Here is a 16,826-nt window from a genome sequence, read left to right on the forward strand (position 1 = left end):
GCCAGTGCCCCCGTGCAAGGGCCGCCCCGCCGCACTGGGGGCGTCCCCCTCCCGACTCGCGCAGCGAGACGAGAGAGGGGGAAGGCGCGAAGCGACTCAGGGGGTGTTTCATCCAACCGTCCGCACGGGGTAGCGGTGGTGGTACCAGCTCGCCAGGCCCGTGATGAGCAGCGACACCGTGAGGTAGGCGGCGCTCGCGAAGGCGAACGCCTCGATGCTGCGGAACGTGGCGCTTTCCACCTTGGCCGCCTGGTACATGAGTTCGGCCACGCCGATCACGGTGGCGATGGAGGTGTTCTTCCAGAGGTTCAGTGCCTGCGAGATGAGCGGCGGCACGGTCACGCGCAGCGCCTGCGGCAGCACCACGCGCCGCATGGTGGCGAGGAACCCCAGCCCCAGGGCGCGCCCCGCCTCCATCTGCACCGTGGGCACCGCGCGGATGCCGCTGCGGATGTCCTCGGCCATGAAGGCCGCGGTGTACAGCGACAGCGCGACGACGGCCGCGGCCGCCTCGGCATGGCCGCTGTCGTACAGCCACTGCTTCGCGGCCTCGGGCAGCAGTTCAGGCGCGCCGAAGTACCAGAACAGCATGTGCGCCAGCAGCGGCACGTTGCGCATGCCCTCCACGAAGGCGAAGCCGGCCCAGCGCAGGGGCGCCACCGGCGCCAGGCGCAGGAGCGCCACGACCAGGGCCAGGGGCAGGGCGAGCACCAGCGAGACGGCCAGCAGCTGCAGCGACAGCAGCAGGCCGCCCACCATCATGAGGTGGTACTTGCCGCTCAGCAGCAAGGAGTAATCAAACAAAGGCATGCACGCCAGTCATTCGGAAAACGCCGCACGCGGGGCATGCGGGCGCGGCGGCCCGCCACCGGGGTGCCTGCCACCGGGCGGCCCGCATGCGCCAATGGCATGCCTGCCGCCCGTGCACTGCCCCCGGCGACCATGCCGCCACGGGTGCGTCCATCAGCCGTCGATCTTGTCCGATTCGAACTTGAAGGGGCGGGTGGTGAATTGGATCTTGGTGCCGGGGCCGTACCACTTGAAGAAGATCTTCTCGGCCTCGCCGGATTTCTCCAGCTCGCGCAGCGTGTCGTCCACAATGGATTTCACGGCGGTCTCGCCCTTCTTGATGCCCAGCGCCAGCGGCTCCACGCTCAGGTTGGTGGGCAGGATGGCGTAGTCCTTGTTGCGCTCGCCCAGCTTGCCGAAGTCGTCGATCAGCGAGGACTCGTCGTTCACGTAGCCCACGCCCTTGCCCTGCTGCAGCGCGAGGAACGCCTGCTGCGTCGTCTCGAACGTCACCACCTCCACGGTGGGCACGGCCTTGCGCACGTTGGGCTCCTGCGTGCCGCCCTTGACCGTCACCACGCGCTTGCCGGCCAGGTCCGCCACGTCCTGGATGCCGCTGGCCTTCTTGACCAGCACCTTCTGGCCGGTGACGAAGGTGGTCAGCGAGAAATCGATCTGCGTCTCGCGCTCCTTGTTGTGGGTGAGCGATGCGGCCAGGATGTCCACGTGGCCCTGCTGCAGTTCGGGGATGCGCGCGGCCACGGCCAGTTGCTTGAACACGGGCTTGACGCCGATCTTCCTGGCGATCGCCTTGCCCAGGTCCACGTCGTAGCCGATCAGCTCGCGCGTCTTGGGGTCGATGAAGCTGTTGGGTTCGTCGGTGCCCAGCACGCCGACGACCAGCTCGCCCTTCTTTTTGATGTCGGCCAGCTGGTCGGCGTGGGCCACGCCCGATACGGCGAACGCGGCGGCGACCAGGGATGCGATGAAGCGGATGCGCATGGTGTTCTTTCTCTCTCTCTCCGGTGGATGAAGCCCGAAGGCTATGCCTGCCGCGGCCCGGGATGAACGTCGCTTTTTTCATAATCAAACTCGCCGAACGCGCTTGGCACGGCGGCGGTTTCCGTGCGGCAGCCCGGCGCGCCCGGGATGCCCGGCACCCGGGTCAATCCGGCGTGGGTGCGGGCGCCGCCTGGAACAGCCGCTCGCCGATGAAGTCCACGAACGCCCGCACCTTGGGCGACAGCTGCCGGCTCGACGGCCACAGCGCCGAGAACTGCCCCGTGTGCACCATGTGCGTGGCCAGCACCTGCCGCAGTTCGCCCCGCTCGATAGCGTCGCGCGCCAGGAAGTCCGGCATGTACGCCACGCCCATGCCGGCGATGGCTGCACCGCGCATGGCCTCCATGTTGTTGCACACCAGCTCGGTGGGCAGCGGCTGCGGCAGGCCGGGCAGCACCCAGTCGTGCAGCTTGCCGCCGCTGGGAAAGCGAAAGATCAGGCAGGCGTGCTGCGCCAGATCGGCCGGCACCTGGGGCGTGCCGCGCCGCGCCAGGTACTGCGGCGAGGCCACCAGCACGAAGCGGAACGGCCCCAGCCGGCGCGCGACGAGGCCCGAGTCGGGCAGATCGCCGCTGCGGATGACCACGTCCAGGCCTTCCTCCACCACATCCACCAGGCGGTCGTTGAAGTCCAGCTCCAGTTCCACGTCGGGGTAGAGGGCCTTGAACTCGGGCAGCACCGGCAGCAGAAAGCGGTAGCCGATGACCGGCAGGCTCACCCGCAGGCGCCCGCGCGGGGCCTGCACGGCCGCCTGCATCATCGCGCGGGCGTCCTGCAGCTCATCCAGGATGCGGCGGCAGCGCTCGTGAAAGAGCGCGCCCTCCTGCGTGAGGCGCACCTGGCGCGTGGTGCGCTGGAACAGCCGCAGGCCGAGCTGCTGCTCCAGCCGCGCGATGTTCTTGCCCACGGCCGAGGCCGAGATGCCGAGCGCGCGCCCGGCCTGCGCGAAGCTCGACAGATCGGCTGCGCGCACAAACGATTCGAGGCCGCTGAAGCTGTCCATGGTGGGTGAGAGTGGGGTGAATGGGTTCGGATTGCCAACCCAAGGTTGTTTGTCTGGGGATGCGGGGGCCTATTTTCATCGCATTGCATCGCTTTTATCGTTCATGGGCGTTGGTGGCCTGGAGTCGCCGGCGCCCTTGTCCACTGCCTGAAAGCCGCTGTCCCCGCCATGTCCCCGACCCAACATCCTGCCCGCGCCGCGAAGCCGGCGTCCCCCGTGTCCCTCCAACTCCTGGCCGTGTGCCTGGCCGCGCTGGCCATGCCCTTGAGCTTCACCGGCCCGGCCGTGGCCCTGCCTGCGTTGCGCGATGCACTGGGCGGCAGCCCCGTGCAACTGGCCTGGGTCACCAACGCCTTCATGCTGAGCTTCGGCGCCACGCTGATGGCCTGCGGCGCGCTGGCCGATGCCTTTGGGCGCAAGCGGGTCTTTCTGTGCGGCGTGGGCGTGGTGGCGCTCAGCGCGGTCGGGCTGGCGTGTGCCGGCGGCATCGTGGCCTTCAACCTGTGGCGGGCGCTGCAGGGCGTGGGCGCCGCAGCCGCGCTGGCCGGGGGCACGTCGGCCCTGGCGCAGGCCGTGCAGGGCCCGGCGCGCACGCGGGCCTTCAGCTGGGTGGGCACCGCCTTCGGCGTGGGGCTGGCCTTCGGACCGCTGCTGGCCGGGTGGCTGCTGGGGCACGGCGGCTGGCGGGCCGTCGCGCTCAGCGTGGCCGGGGTGGCGCTGGCCGCGGGCGCGGCCGGTGCGCGGTTCCTGCGGGATTCGCGCGATCCGGGCGCGGCCGGCGTGGACTGGCCGGGCGCGGTCCGCTTCACGGCGGCACTGGCCCTGCTGACCCTGGGCGTGCTGCAGGCCCCCGAGAGCGGCTGGGCCAGCCTGCCCGTGGTGGCGGCGCTGGCGGGCGCTGCGGCCATGGCGACGGCCTTCGTGCGCACCGAGCGCCGCGTGCGGCACCCCATGCTGGACCTGTCGCTGTTCCGCTACCCGCGCTTTGTGGGCGTGCAACTGCTGGCGGCGGCGCCGGCCTATGCCTATGTGGTGCTGCTGGTGCTGCTGCCAGTGCGCTTCATCGGTATCGAGGGCCTGAGCGCGATGGCGGCAGGGCAACTGATGCTGGCCCTGTCGGTGGCCATGCTGTGCGTGCCGCTGATGGCGGGGTGGCTCGCGCGCTGGTGGTCGGCGGCGGCGTTGTCCTCCGGGGGCCTCGCCGTGTGCGCGGTGGGGTTGTTGTGGCTGAGCGATTGCGCGCCGGGATCGCCGGCGGCGGTGCTGGCCGGGCCCCTGCTGCTGATCGGCGTGGGCATCGGCCTGCCGTGGGGGTTGATGGACGGGCTGGCCGTGAGCGTGGTGCCGCCCGAGCGCGCGGGCATGGCCACCGGCCTCTTCAACACCGTGCGCGTGGCGGGCGAGGGGCTGGCGCTGGCCCTGGTGGGGGCAGGATTCGTGGCGCTGCTCTCCATGCAGTGGCCGCAGGTGCCACCGGCCGATGCGGCGCGCGCCGCCCAATTTCTGGTGGCGGGCGATCTGCCCCACGCCCAGGCGCTGCTGCCCCAGCTCTCGCAGGCCGAACTGCTGCAGGGCTACGGCCGCGCCTTCGCCGCCTTGCTGCGCGTGCTGGCCGGGGTGACCGTGTTCACGGCGGTGGCGGTGTTCGCCTGCCTGCGGGTGGGCGGCGCACGCGGGGCGGCGCTTTCTACAATCGAGGGTTAGCCGTCTTCCCCCGCCCGCCTTCATGTCCACACCCGAATCCCCGCCCGCGCCCGCCCCGGCCACCACGCCTTTCGAATGGATCGGCGGCGAAGAGAAAGTCCGCGCGCTGGTGGACCGCTTCTACGACCTCATGGACCTGGAGCCCGGCTATGCCGAACTGCGCGCCGCGCACGGCAGCACCCTGGCGGACGCGCGCGACAAGCTGTTCTGGTTCCTGTGCGGCTGGCTCGGCGGGCCGGACCATTACCAGAGCCGCTTCGGCCACCCGCGCCTGCGCGCGCGGCACCTGCCGTTCTCGATCGGCATCAAGGAACGCGACCAGTGGGTCGCGTGCATGGACCAGGCCATGGGCGAGACCGGGGTGCCCGCCGAGCTGCGCACCCGGCTGCGCGAGAGCTTCATGGGCACGGCCGACTGGATGCGCAACCGCGGCGGATGACGCGGCGCCCCATGAATCGTTTGCTATTAATTTAATAGCATCATGCCCTAGTACTCATTGTGCTGGAGGCACTTTTTGTTTCAACTCCCTCCACCGTCCCACACCCGAGGAAAGATTCCATGTCCTGCGATGCACGGTTCGAAGAACAGGCGCTGGCCCTGGGCCACCGCTTCGATGGCGAGATCAAGATCGGCGGCAACTACGTGCCGCTGGTGCGCGACGGCCGGCAGATCTACCTGAGCGGCCAGATCCCGCGCGTGGGCGACACCGTGGTGGTCACCGGCGCCGTGGGCGCGCAGGTGCCGCTGGAGCGCGCGCAGCATGCCGCCCAGGTGTGCGTGATGCGGGCCCTGGCGCTGCTGCAGCGCAGCCTGGGTACGCTGGACGCGGTGCGCGCCGTGCCGCGCATCACGGTGTACGTGCAGTCCGCGCCCGGCTTCACGCAGCAAAGCGAGGTGGCCGATGCGGCCTCGCAGGTGCTCTTTCATGTGCTGGGGCCGGTGGCCGGGGCGCACACGCGCACCTCGGTCGGCGTGCTGCAGCTGCCCAAGAACGCCTCGGTGGAGGTGGACCTGATCGCGTCGGCGGACTGACGGCGCGCAGGCCGGCGGGGCGCAGGGCCCGGGCCGGTCGGTGACTGCGGGCGGGCGGGCCACGGCCGCGTCATGCCAGTGTCAAACGGGTTCGTGACACTCTCGCCTTTACCCACCACCCAGGCCATTGCATGCTGGACACCCTCCCACGCCAAGACCTCTCGCCGGCCACCCGCCGGACCGCCCTCACCGCATTCACCGTGATCGCTGCCGCCAGCTTGCTGGCCGCCTGCGGCGGCAGCGACAACGACGGCAACAACAACGCCGGCGCCACCGCCACGCTGGCCGTGCTGGAGACCACCGACCTGCACTTCAACGTGCGCAGCTACGACTACTTCAAGCTCGCCGAAGACAAGAGCTACGGCTTCGAGCGCACCGCCACGCTGGTGCGCCAGGCGCGCAAGGAGTTCGTCAACACGCTGCTGGTCGACAACGGCGACACCATCCAGGGCACGGCGCTGGCCGACTACGAGGCCGTGGTCAAGGCCATTCCCTGCACCCAGCAGCTGTCCATGTACAAGGCCATGGGCGCTTTGGGCTTCGATGCCGGCACGCTGGGCAACCACGAGTTCAACTACGGCCTGCCGTTCCTCAACCAGGTGCTGGGCGGCGGCATGGAAGTCGATGGCGTCGATGCCGCGCAAAAATGCGCCGGCGCCGGCTACCCCGCCGTGCTGGCCAACGTGTACAGCAGCAAGACGAAGAAGCCGCTGGTGCAGCCCTACACCATCCTGGAGCGCACGCTGGTCTCCAAGGGCGCGGACGGCAAGGAGGTCAAGCTGCCCATCAAGGTGGGCGTGATCGGCTTCACCACCCCCGGCATCATGAACTGGGACAAGCGCTACCTCGAAGGCAAGGTCTACACCGAAGGCGCGGTCGAAGCCGCGCAGAAATACGTGCCTGAGCTGCGCGCCAAGGGCGCCGACATCGTCGTGGCCCTGCTGCACGGCGGGCTCGATGCGGGCGCCTACTCGGCCACCATGGAGAACCCGGGCCTGTACCTGTCCAAGGTCGCCGGCATCGACGCCATGGTCATGGGCCACCAGCACAGCGTGTTCCCCGACACCGCGGCCACGCCGGCCTATTCGCAGGCCGGCGTGGACAACAAGGCCGGCACCATCAACGGCGTGCCCGCCGTGATGGCCAGCTCGTGGGGCAAGGCGCTGGGCGTGATCCAGCTGGCCCTCCAATGGGACGGCAAGGCCTGGACGGTGAACAAGACCGCCACCAAGAGCGAGCTGCGCAACATCCAGGGCAAGAACGCCTCGGGCGCCACGGTGTATGTCGATGCCGACCCCACCGTCGCCCCCCTGATCGAAACGCAGCACCAGGCCGCCATCGCCTACGTGAAGACGCCCATCGGCAGCACCGACTTCCGCATGAGCACGCTGTTCGCCGACGTGGGCGACCCCGGCGCGATCCAGATCGTGAACCAGGCCCAGCGCGACTACGTGGCCGCCTACGTGGCCGCGAACCTGCCGCAGTACGCGCAGCTGCCCGTGCTGTCGGTGAGTGCACCGTTCAAGTCGGGCTTCCAGGGCGGAGCCGACTACACCGACGTGGCCACCGGCCCGCTGGCGATCTACAACGCCGCCGACCTGTACCTGTACCCCAACACCGTCTACGCGGTGAAGGTGAACGGCGCCGACATCCAGGGCTGGCTGGAGGCCGCTGCCAAGCGCTTCAACCAGATCGACCCGGCCAAGACCGCCGAGCAGCCGCTCATCAGCACCTTCCCCGGCTACAACTTCGACATGTTCACCACGGCCGACGTGCAGTACGAGATCGACGTGACGCAGCCCACCGGCCGCCGCATCAAGAACCTGACCTACAAGGGCCAGCCCATCAATGCGGCGCAGGAGTTCGTGATCGCCACCAACAACTACCGCGCCACCAGCGGCAAGAGCTTCATCGACAAGCTGGACGGCTCGGGCACCATCTGGGCCTCGCCGGACGCCAACCGCGACGTGGTGATCGACTACATCCGCAAGAACGCCAACGTGACCCGTGCGGCCAACGGCGCGGCCAAGAGCTGGCGCTTCACCAAGGTGGCCACGGCCGGCCCGGTGGTGTTCAGCTCCGGCGCCAATGCGCTGCCCGTGGCCCAGGCCGCGGGCCTGGCCAACGTCACGCTGATGGCGGCGGACGACGGCTCGGGCAAGGGCACGTCCAAGTACCGGTTGGACCTGTCGAAGTAACCGCGGGCCGGCCAGCGGCAACGGCTGGCCAGCAACGCCGAACGACCGGGCCCCGGCATGCACATGCATGCCGGGGCCCGGTGCTTTTTTCAGGGCCGGTGCGGGCGCCTTTAGTCGTCCAGCCGTTCGCTGATCACCTTGCCGGTGGTGGGCTCCACGCGCAGTTCCATGTTCAGACCGGCCATGTTGGTGGCTTCGGCTTCCCAGTAGCCGTCTTCGTACTCGATGCCGCGCACGCGGGTGTAGCCGACCTGCTCCAGGGCCTGGCGCACCTGGTCGGCGCTCAGCACCGGCTGGTTGTTGACCGTGCCGCCGCTGCGGCCCACCTGGCTCAGCACCTCCAGCGTCACCGGGTGCAGCACGAACTCCACCTTCTCGCCCTGGTTGGCGGACTGGCGCGCCTTGGCTTCCCAGAAGCCGTCGTCCAACTCCACGTCGTACACGAATTGGTAGCCCTTGGCGCGCAGCGCCTGCGCCACCTGATCCACGCTGGGCAGCGTCTTGCCGATGTCGCTCTTGCGCACGGTGGTGAGGCTGCCGTCTGCGTCATTGACCAGCACGTCCACGCGCACGCCGTCGAGGGCGACCGCGTCGGCAGACCAGTAGCCGTACCGCTTTTGCAGGTCTTGCGGCGCGACGTACTGGTGCTGGGTGATCACGTTGGCGGCTTCCTGGGCCGTCAGCGCCCAGGCCATGGAAGGCAGGGCGGATGCGGCGGCAGCAGCGGCGGCGACGGCCAGGGTCAGAACGGTTTTTTTCATGGTGCTTTTCCTTTCGGTGTTGCAAGGTGGCGAGAACTGGGAGGCAGTGTGCGCAACCGCTGCTAAACCTTTCGTGAAGCGTCCGTTCATGTGCCGTTTAACGGCGCCGGCAATAATCCCGCGATGAAAAAATGGACCCGGAGCGTGCTTTTGCGTGCCGCCGTCGTGGCGGTGGCGCTCGCGTGCGTGCAGGCGCCCGCGGCCGAACAGGACGCGGCGCGGCGCGGCGTGCTCAACGGCCAGCTCAAGCCCCTGAACAGCATCGTTGCGGACATCAGCCGCCAGTACGCGGGCCGCGTCATCGAGGTGGAAAGCAAGCGCGGGCGCAAGGGCGAGCCGCGCTACGAAATCACCCTCATCGACGCCCGGGGCAACAAGCAGGAAGTGCTGGTGGATGCCGCCACCGGCTCCGTGGTGGCGCAGGAGCGCGAGTGGCCCACGCAGCCCGTCCCGCTGGCGCAGATGGCCCGGTACGTCAAGCAGCTGGAGCAGCGGTACGGCGCGCGCGTCGTGAACGCCGAGTTCGAGCGCGATGCGCAGGGCAAGGCGGTCTACGAGGTCAAGCTGTCCGACAAGCCTGCCGTGGAGATGAAGCTGCTGATGGATGTGAACACGGGCGAGGTCCTGCATCGGCCAGAGGCGGCTGCTGCACCGGCGCCCCTGAAATCCATGGACGTGGTGCTGGAATCGCTGCGCCCGCGCTTCTCGGGCCTGGTGTTGGAGGTGGAGCTGGAGAGCGACCACCGCCACCGCCCGTACTACAGCGTCGAGCTGCAGCAGCCCAATGGCTTCAAGCTGGAGCTGGAGGTCGACGCCGTGACCCTGGAAGTGACGCGGCGAAAGGCGGGTGACTGATGCGCATCCTGGTCGTGGAAGACGACGTCGCGCTTGCCGCGCAACTGCGCGCCGCGCTGGAGGCCGCGGGCTTTGCCGTGGATGTGGAGCATGACGGCGAAGCCGCCTCCTTCGCCGGCAGCGCCGAAGCCTACAGCGCGGCCGTGCTGGACCTGGGCCTGCCGCGCAAGGATGGCCTGAGCGTGCTGCACGACTGGCGCGGCGCGGGCCGCAACTGGCCGGTGCTGGTGCTCACGGCCCGCAACCGCTGGAGCGACAAGGTCGCGGGATTCAACGCCGGAGCGGACGACTATCTCACCAAGCCGTTCCTGATGGACGAAGTGGTGCTGCGCCTGCGGGCCATGCTGCGCCGCACGGCCGGGTCGGCCGCCGCCGTGCTGCAGGCGGGGCCGCTGGAGTACGACGTGGTGCGGGGCCGCTTCTCGCTGCAGGGCCAGAGCCTGCAGCTCACCGCGCAGGAGCACAAGATCCTGGCCTACTTCATGCACCACCCGGGCAAGCTGCTCACGCGCAGCGACATCGGCGAACACGTGTACGCGCGTGACCTCGACCCGGACTCCAACACCATCGACGTGCTGATCGGCCGCATCCGCCGCAAGCTCGGCGGCGCGCCGCAACTGGTCACCGAACGCGGCCAGGGCTTTCGCCTGCTGCTGCCCGAGGTGCCGGGCTGATGGGCCCGCCAGGCCCGCCAGGCCCGGCGATGGCGCCCGGCGGCATCGACCCGCTGCCTGCACCGGACACGCCGCCCACGCCGGCCCTGCCGGCGCGCGGTCTGTCCGCATGGGCGCTGGCGCTGGCCCAGTGGCCCATGGCCACGCGCATCGCGTTGCTCGCACTGGTCCCCATGCTGCTCCTGGTGGCCTCCGGGGGCTTGTGGCTGCGCGGGCAGATGCACCAGAGCCTGCTGGGGGGCTTCGAGCAGGTGCTGCGCGAGAAGGCCCAGCGCGTGGGCGTGCGGCTGCAGCAGGGGCCCAATGGCGAACTGCGCGAAGCCACCGGGGGCGCGGACGAATTCAGCGCCATCTACGCCGGGTGGTACTGGCGCGCGCAGGCGGGGGGCCAGGTGCTGCGTTCGCGCTCGCTGTGGGACATGGACCGCCTGCCCACCGCCCCCGAGCCCGTGCGGGGATCTGCCCTGCTGCACCTGGCGACCGGGCCGCTGCAGGAGCCGCTGCTGTCGCTGACGCTGCCGATCCCCCTGGGCCAGCCGCCCACCCCGGTGGCGCTCACGGTCTACGGCCCCGCCGCCCAGTTGCAGACCAGCATGCGCCAGATCGACCACACCCTGGTGGTGGCCGGGCTGGTGCTGATGGTGCTCGCCGGGGGCCTGGCCTGGCTGCAGGTGCGGGTGGGGCTGGCGCCGCTTCGGCGCCTCGAAGCGCTGCTGGCCGCCCTGCGCGCGCCGCAGGGCGACGGGCCCGATGTGGCCGCGCACCTGGCCGCGCCCACGGGGCGCGACCTGCAGCCCCTTCAGAGCGAGCTGGCCGGCCTGCTGGCGCACAACGCGCATGTCGTGGCCCGCGCCCGCGCCCACGCGGTGGACCTCAACCACGCCCTCAAGAAACCCCTGGCCCTGCTCAGTGCCCAGGCCAGCGCGCACCCCCAGGTGCCCAGCGGTGAGGTGCGCCAGCAGGTCGAGGCGATGGCCCAGCTGGTGGACCGCTACCAGGCCCGCACCTTGAGCGATGCGCTGCACGCCCACCCCGGCGCCGCGGGGCAGGCGGTGGACGTGCGCGACTGCCTGTCGCAGGTCGTGCGGATGATGCAACGCCTGCATGCCGCGCAGGAACTGGACTGGGCGCTGGACGACCGCACCGCGGGCCGCCTGCTGTGGCGCGGCGAGCAGGCCGACCTGCAGGAGGTGCTGGGCAACCTGCTGGACAACGCAGGCAAGTGGGCCGCCTCGCGGGTGCGGCTGACCCTGTCGCGGCAGGAGGGCGCCGATCGCCCGGGCCTGCGCCTGGACATCGAAGACGATGGCCCCGGCATGACTGCCGAGCAACTGCAGGCTGCCGGGCAGCGCGGCGTGCGGTTCGATGAATCCGTGCAGGGCAGCGGGCTGGGCCTGGCCATCGCGAGCCAGATCGCCCAGGCCTACGGCGGGCAGTTGCAGCTGGACAAAAGCGAGGCCCTTCGGGGCCTGCGCGTGCGGCTGGAGCTGCGGGGGCTGGTGCGGGCAGAGCACCGTCCGGCGGGTTGACGCGGCCGCTGCGGTGGCGGTGGCAGGCAGTGCACCGTGCCGCCCTTCAAAGCTCAATGCCGCTGCACCGGCTGCAGCAGCACCACCAGCGCCCCCGCGCCGCCCTCGGCCGGTCGGGCCTGCACGAAGGCCAGCACCTCTTTCTTTTGCACCAGCCAGCTTTGCACGCGGCCTTTCAGCACCGGCGTCTTGCCGGGCGAGCCCAGGCCCTTGCCGTGCACCACGCGCACGCAGCGCAGGCCGGTGCGGTGCGCCAGTCGGATGAACTCGCCCAACGCCTCGCGTGCCTCGTCGGTGCGCAGGCCGTGCAGGTCCAGCTGCCGCTGGATGCTCCAGTGGCCTGCGCGCAGGCGGCGCGTCACCTCGGGGCCGATGCCGCTGCGGCGGTAGCTCATCTGGTCATCCACGTCCAGCAAGGTCGTCACGTCGAACTCGTCGCTGATGGACTCCATCAGCACGCGTTCTTCGTCCAGCTCGCGCTGCACGGGCAGCGGCTCCACCGGCTCGGGCAGGTGCCAGCGCCGGTCGTGCTGCCCGCGCAGGGCCTGCACCGGGCCCACCGCGGTCTCGAACAGCATCAGCTCGGCGCGCGCGCGGCGCGCGGCCTCCAGCCGCTCGCGCTGCAGCCGCGCCTCGCGCTCGGCCGCCTCCGCCAGGGCCTGGCGCAGTGGCTGGAGATCCTGGAAGGACTTCACTTTCATGCGCCGGTTGTACCCGAAGTGCAGCCGCCGCCCCGGCGTGGGCAGCAGTGCCCCGGGATCGCCGCGGGCCATGCCGCGCCGGCGCCGAGGCCGGACCCGTTACACCCACCGATCGTTCGGTGCGGTGCGCTCGCCCCCGCTGTCGCCCGTGTTCACCACGCCGCGCGGCTCCACCAGCAGCAGCCAGACCTCGCCCAGCGCGCAGGGCCGGTGCTCGGTGTCCCGGGGCACGACGAACATCTCGCCGGCATTCAGCTCCACGTCGCCGTCGCGCAGCTCGATGCGCAGCCGCCCCTGCACCACGATGAACGCCTCGTCGGTGTCCGCGTGGCGGTGCCAGATGAACTCGCCGTCGATGCGCGCCAGCTTGAACTGGTAGCCGTTCATCTCGGCGACCACGCGGGGCTGCCACAGCGCATCGATCTGCGAGAACTTGTGCGCGAAATTGATGGGCGCATGGCCGGCGCGGGCCGGTGGCGTGGGGGTGTGGGCGTATTGCATGCAGGGCGCTTTCTGGTCAATGGAAAGCGCCCAGGTTAGGCAACTCAGGCCCCCGCGTCTTGCACGATCGTGCACGCGGCGGCCGGGCCCGCCTGCATGCGCAGCCAGCGGGCCGGCGGCACCCCGAAGGCCTGGGTGAACCGCCGCGTCATGTGGCTTTGGTCGAAAAAGCCCGCCGCATCGGCCGCCTGCGCCGCGCCCAGGCCCTGGCGCATCAGCGTGCGCGCCAGGTCCAGGCGCCGCAGCGTCAGGTAGCGGTAGGGGCTGGTGCCGAACAGCGCCCGGAAGTCGCGCGACAGGCGCCAGCGGTCCTGGCTGCTGGCGCGCTCCAGGTCTGTCAGCGTCACCGGGCTTGCGGCGTGCAGGTGGTCATGCAGGAACTGGCGCGCGCGCTCGGCGGCGGCCCCATCGCACACCCGCCGGCCACCCGGCATGCCGGCCGCCGCGCACAGGCCCTGGGCCAGATCGAACAGCGCGTCCTGCTCCTGCAGCGGGTCGAGCGGGCCGTCCATGCGCTGCAGCAGCGTCTGGATGGGCGCCGCGAGCCGCGGGTCGTCGCTGATGCCGCCGGCCACGAAGGGCAGCGGCCGCCCGCCCAGCATGGGCTGCAGCAGCGCGGGCGGCAAATACACCATGCGGTAGCGAAAGCCGTCGCCCGTGCCGGCGTGGCCGTCGTGCAACTCGTCCGGGTGCAGCACGATGCTCTGCCCCGGCAGGCTGTGGCGCCCCGCGCGCTGGTAGCGAAAGCTCTGCACGCCCGCCAGCGTGCGGCCGAGGGCATACGTGTCGTGCCGGTGCGGCGCATACCCGTGGCCCTGGAAGTACGCCTCGATGCAGGGCATGCGGTCCGCATCGCCCGCCTGCACCACCCAATCCCGGCGCGTGGGCAGCCCGTTGGCGGTCATGGCGCTGGCATTGCCGATGGCACCGCCGCCGGGCCCCGGTATTCCACCGCGATGAACTGCGTGGCCTGCGCGGGGTTGAAGTTGTCGTCGCTCACGAACACGATCACCCGCCCGCCCCCGGCCAGCGGCGGGCCCCAGGCCATGCCCTCCAGGTTGTCCAGCGGGCCCGCGCCCAACTGGTCCAGGTCGGCCACCAGCGCCTTCGGCACGGCGGTGTGGTTGCTGTGCGCGCCCTGGGCATCCAGCGCGTCCAGCGCGAGCGTGTCGCTGCCCGCGCGCGTGTCGATGCGGTACAGCCGCGCGGAAAAGCCCGCCCCCGCGCTGTAGCTGCGCTCCAGCACCAGCAGGTGGTGCGGCCCGTCCGCGAGCACCTCGCTCACCCCGTTCAATTGCGGGCCCCACGGGATGCGCCGGGTGTGCGGCACCGCGTCCGGCACATAGGCGATCTGCCGCAATGGCCGGCCGGTCGTCACGTCCATCGCCGTGATGCGCAGCGGCCCGCCCGGGGCCTCGGGCGTGGGGCGCGGGCCGTCCTGGACCCAGGCCGTTTCCATGGCCAGCCAGGCCGTGCGGCCGTCCGGCGACAGCGCCAGCCCTTCCAGCGTCGCGTTGGCGCGCGGCCCGCGCCGGAAGTCGGGCACACGCCCGAACGCCGTGGGCAAGGGCAGTTCGCGCACCCACGCGCCATCGGCCCGGTGTTCGCGCCACTGCGGGCCGAAGCCGCGCGCGAAGTCGCCCTCGCTGGTCCACAAAAAAGTGTGCCCGCCCGGCAGCCAGCGCACCGCTTCGGCATCGGGCACGTCCACATCGGGCGCGGCGTGCCGCGGCGCAGGGTAGGGCGCGCCACTGGCCTGGCGCAGCGGTGCGGTGCCGGTGATCGCGGGGGTCTCCAGGTGCGTGGCGGTGTAGCGCAGCGTGGCGGTATAGATGCGCGCCGGCTGCAGGGCCGAGCGGTCGTCGCTGATGAGCAGCCAGCGGTCGTGCGCCGGGTCGTAGTCGATGCCCGAGATGCCGCCGAAGGTCGTGCCCAGCACCTCGGTGCCGGGGGCGATGGCGGCGGTGCCGATCAGGCGCAGCGCGGCCGGCGCGGTGGCTTCCGGCTCAAGGCCCTGCCGCGCGCCCGTGCAAGCCACCACCAGCATGGCCGATGCCGCGAGGCTGGCGGCCCACCCTCCCCAAAGGCGTTTTCTCGAAGGCGTCAGGCGGGTGTCTGGCATGGCGCGCAGTGTAGGTGCGCCGGGGGCAGGCCCGGCTGCGAGCCAATCCATCGCAGGCATTTGCCGGCAAAAAAGGGCGTCAAAAAACCACCATTTAAAACAGAACATGGTGGTACAGTTATGGCCGGTGTCTGGCTTTGGCTGGGCCCCAGCGAGCCTTTTCCTCCATCCCACAACCGACCCATTGGCCATGAACACCTCCCTCAAAACCTTGTCTCTCCTGTCCACCCTGCTGGCCGCCGCCGCGCTGTTGTCCGCGTGCGGCGGGGGCAGCGATTCCCTGGACGAACGCGCAGCGTCGCTCACCGTGACCAATGCCTCGGTCAGCGGTCTGGACGGCTCGTACGGCAACGGAAACATCAACGCCAGCGAGGTCACCAAAATTGCCGCCACTGGCACGGCCCCCGAGCTGTGCAGCTTCACCTTCGACGGCGCCGACCGGGTGGGCGGCGACGGCACCGCCTCCGGCACGGTGCGCTACGCCACCAATGCCGACTCGCTCTACCGGCTGGTCCTGAACGTGCGCGGCCGCGAGTTCGCAACCGCCAGCGGCGACGGCGACGACACCGACGTGCACCACAGCCGCGACTACCTCGAGATCGTCAACAAGCGGCTGACGGCCACGGACGGCACGGGTGACACGCTGCGCGTGACCGGGCTGCTCACCCTGCGTGGAAATCGGCCGGCGGGGTGCTGAGCGGAGGCGGCGGTCGCTCGCCCGCAGGTGTGTTCCTTGGCTATCTGGAAGCGCCAGGAGTGACGGCCGAGCGGGCCTGCTCCTTGACCCATTCGATGGTCTGGCCTTTGACGCACCACTGCGTGTCGAGCACCCAGTCGTTGGACCACTTGTTGGGGTTGCCCCGCAGGATGTTGCAGGGGTAGTAGCCCAGGCTGGGCATGAAGAAATGCTGGGCGATGCCCATGATGGGTACCAGCCACAAGCCAACGAATGCGCCCAGCATCACGATGATCATGGCTTGTTCGACCGGTTTGACGATGCGTTCATTCAAGGGAATGGCGCGCATGCCGCCCAAGACCATCCCCAGAATCAGTAACGCTGCCAAGAACGGGCTCACTAGCATGCCCGGTGTCACTTGCACTGCGGGCGCGCGGTATGCGATATCCAAGATGGTCGGCACCATGATTTCTGCCGTCATCCAGAAGCAGCCTGCAATCGCTGCCGAAAAAAGAGGAATGATCCAAAGCAACCCCTTGCGGAGTTTTTGAACGGCGAACATTGTTGGATCGATGGTGCGCACGTCGCGCGCACGCTTTCGGCGTGGTCGTATATCGGACATGAATCGGTCTCCAGCGCAATCAGTGTGCTGGCATGGTGCTATTTAATTAATAGCAAAAAGGCGAAATGTTGCAGCGATCGCCTCTATGGCGTGCCGGGATGACGGGCTATGCGCGCTTGCTCGTTCACCCACTCCAGGCTCTTGCCTTTGACGCACCAGGCAGGGTTACGTACCCAATCGCTGAACCAAATATAGGAGTGGTCCTTGAGTTCCGTGCATCTGATGTAGCCCTTTTGGGGCATGAAATAGCCTTGCAAGAATGCCGATGTGGTGAGCATCAACAGCATGGCAAGGAAGTTGATGACGAGCAGCACATTGATCCAGATGGCTGCGCGGTCGGTGAATGCCTTCCCGATAGGGATGGCTTTCATCGGCGGGATAACGATCATCATCAGTGCTAGTGGCAGCATCGTCGGGCCAAGAGTGATCCCCGGCCAAATACGTATCACCGGCGCTGTCATTTGCAGTTCGTGGACAAGTTCAGGAATCAGTGCGAACGTGAAAAACCATGCAAGCGCGAAAAGCATCATCGAGACCGGAATGCCGAGAGGCAATATCTTTCTGATGCGGGCGAGTTCAGCAGCGTTTGCTGTCATT

The 16,826-nt window shown here is 69.6% G+C and carries 18 protein-coding genes; 8 read left to right on the forward strand and 10 right to left on the reverse strand.

What is annotated here, in order from left to right; translation table 11 throughout:
* Positions 1–108: 108 nt before the first annotated feature.
* The 3 genes from AVTE2539_RS01740 to AVTE2539_RS01750 form a co-directional block, all read right to left on the reverse strand.
* The gene (locus AVTE2539_RS01740) at positions 109–810 is read right to left on the reverse strand and encodes an amino acid ABC transporter permease (RefSeq protein WP_284408138.1); all 702 of its coding nucleotides are present in this window, start codon (positions 808–810) and stop codon (positions 109–111) included.
* A gap of 153 nt (positions 811–963) precedes the next feature.
* Positions 964–1,791, reverse strand: a complete 828-nt coding sequence (locus tag AVTE2539_RS01745) for an ABC transporter substrate-binding protein (protein WP_284408139.1) — start codon at positions 1,789–1,791, stop codon at positions 964–966.
* Positions 1,792–1,954: 163 nt separating this feature from the next.
* Complete coding sequence (locus AVTE2539_RS01750) at positions 1,955–2,854, reverse strand: LysR family transcriptional regulator (protein ID WP_284408140.1); 900 nt, start codon at positions 2,852–2,854, stop codon at positions 1,955–1,957.
* Between the two features lie 168 nt (positions 2,855–3,022).
* Between AVTE2539_RS01750 and AVTE2539_RS01755 the strand changes: the two genes are divergently transcribed.
* From AVTE2539_RS01755 to AVTE2539_RS01770, 4 genes are all read left to right on the forward strand, one after another.
* Entirely contained in the window at positions 3,023–4,558 is a 1,536-nt protein-coding gene (locus AVTE2539_RS01755; RefSeq protein WP_284408141.1) for an MFS transporter, read from the forward strand.
* Positions 4,559–4,580: 22 nt separating this feature from the next.
* Complete coding sequence (locus AVTE2539_RS01760) at positions 4,581–4,997, forward strand: group II truncated hemoglobin (RefSeq protein WP_284393510.1); 417 nt, start codon at positions 4,581–4,583, stop codon at positions 4,995–4,997.
* 119 nt (positions 4,998–5,116) lie between these two features.
* Positions 5,117–5,590 (forward strand): RidA family protein, encoded by a 474-nt coding sequence (locus AVTE2539_RS01765; protein ID WP_284393513.1) that lies wholly within the window; start codon positions 5,117–5,119, stop codon positions 5,588–5,590.
* Positions 5,591–5,721: 131 nt separating this feature from the next.
* Positions 5,722–7,788 carry a bifunctional 2',3'-cyclic-nucleotide 2'-phosphodiesterase/3'-nucleotidase gene (locus AVTE2539_RS01770; protein ID WP_284408142.1) on the forward strand — a complete coding sequence of 689 codons (2,067 nt, stop codon included), beginning with the start codon at positions 5,722–5,724 and terminating at the stop codon, positions 7,786–7,788.
* A 110-nt stretch (positions 7,789–7,898) separates the two neighbouring features.
* On the opposite strand, the gene AVTE2539_RS01775 is transcribed toward AVTE2539_RS01770, so the two are convergent.
* The gene (locus tag AVTE2539_RS01775) at positions 7,899–8,549 is read right to left on the reverse strand and encodes a PepSY domain-containing protein (RefSeq protein ID WP_284408143.1); all 651 of its coding nucleotides are present in this window, start codon (positions 8,547–8,549) and stop codon (positions 7,899–7,901) included.
* A 123-nt stretch (positions 8,550–8,672) separates the two neighbouring features.
* Between AVTE2539_RS01775 and AVTE2539_RS01780 the strand changes: the two genes are divergently transcribed.
* From AVTE2539_RS01780 to AVTE2539_RS01790, 3 genes are read left to right on the forward strand one after another with little or no spacing between them, the layout of a single operon-like run.
* Positions 8,673–9,404, forward strand: a complete 732-nt coding sequence (locus tag AVTE2539_RS01780) for a PepSY domain-containing protein (RefSeq protein WP_284408144.1) — start codon at positions 8,673–8,675, stop codon at positions 9,402–9,404.
* Positions 9,404–10,078 (forward strand): response regulator transcription factor, encoded by a 675-nt coding sequence (locus AVTE2539_RS01785; RefSeq protein ID WP_284405448.1) that lies wholly within the window; start codon positions 9,404–9,406, stop codon positions 10,076–10,078. Before AVTE2539_RS01780 ends, AVTE2539_RS01785 begins: the two co-directional genes overlap by 1 nt.
* Positions 10,078–11,607, forward strand: coding sequence for a sensor histidine kinase (locus AVTE2539_RS01790; protein ID WP_284408145.1), 1,530 nt, complete (start codon positions 10,078–10,080; stop codon positions 11,605–11,607). The genes AVTE2539_RS01785 and AVTE2539_RS01790 overlap by 1 nt, the downstream gene beginning before the upstream one ends.
* Before the next feature lie 53 nt (positions 11,608–11,660).
* Here the strand turns inward: AVTE2539_RS01790 and AVTE2539_RS01795 are convergent, their stop codons facing one another.
* From AVTE2539_RS01795 to AVTE2539_RS01810, 4 genes are all read right to left on the reverse strand, one after another.
* Positions 11,661–12,308 carry a Smr/MutS family protein gene (locus AVTE2539_RS01795; RefSeq protein ID WP_284393529.1) on the reverse strand — a complete coding sequence of 216 codons (648 nt, stop codon included), beginning with the start codon at positions 12,306–12,308 and terminating at the stop codon, positions 11,661–11,663.
* A 99-nt stretch (positions 12,309–12,407) separates the two neighbouring features.
* On the reverse strand, positions 12,408–12,809 hold the full coding sequence (locus AVTE2539_RS01800) for a cupin domain-containing protein (RefSeq protein WP_284408146.1): 402 nt from the start codon (positions 12,807–12,809) through the stop codon (positions 12,408–12,410).
* A gap of 44 nt (positions 12,810–12,853) precedes the next feature.
* The gene (locus tag AVTE2539_RS01805; protein ID WP_284408147.1) at positions 12,854–13,714 is read right to left on the reverse strand and encodes an AraC family transcriptional regulator; all 861 of its coding nucleotides are present in this window, start codon (positions 13,712–13,714) and stop codon (positions 12,854–12,856) included.
* Positions 13,711–14,856 carry an esterase-like activity of phytase family protein gene (locus tag AVTE2539_RS01810; protein WP_284409381.1) on the reverse strand — a complete coding sequence of 382 codons (1,146 nt, stop codon included), beginning with the start codon at positions 14,854–14,856 and terminating at the stop codon, positions 13,711–13,713. Before AVTE2539_RS01810 ends, AVTE2539_RS01805 begins: the two co-directional genes overlap by 4 nt.
* Before the next feature lie 265 nt (positions 14,857–15,121).
* On the opposite strand from AVTE2539_RS01810, the gene AVTE2539_RS01815 reads away from it, so the two are divergent.
* Positions 15,122–15,628, forward strand: a complete 507-nt coding sequence (locus AVTE2539_RS01815) for a hypothetical protein (protein ID WP_284408148.1) — start codon at positions 15,122–15,124, stop codon at positions 15,626–15,628.
* 40 nt (positions 15,629–15,668) lie between these two features.
* Here the strand turns inward: AVTE2539_RS01815 and AVTE2539_RS01820 are convergent, their stop codons facing one another.
* Positions 15,669–16,229 carry a hypothetical protein gene (locus tag AVTE2539_RS01820; protein WP_284408149.1) on the reverse strand — a complete coding sequence of 187 codons (561 nt, stop codon included), beginning with the start codon at positions 16,227–16,229 and terminating at the stop codon, positions 15,669–15,671.
* An 83-nt stretch (positions 16,230–16,312) separates the two neighbouring features.
* Positions 16,313–16,825 carry a hypothetical protein gene (locus AVTE2539_RS01825; protein ID WP_284408150.1) on the reverse strand — a complete coding sequence of 171 codons (513 nt, stop codon included), beginning with the start codon at positions 16,823–16,825 and terminating at the stop codon, positions 16,313–16,315.
* Position 16,826: the final 1 nt, after the last annotated feature.

The sequence above is a fragment of the Acidovorax sp. SUPP2539 genome (genome assembly GCF_030158975.1).
GTDB lineage: Bacteria > Pseudomonadota > Gammaproteobacteria > Burkholderiales > Burkholderiaceae_C > Paracidovorax.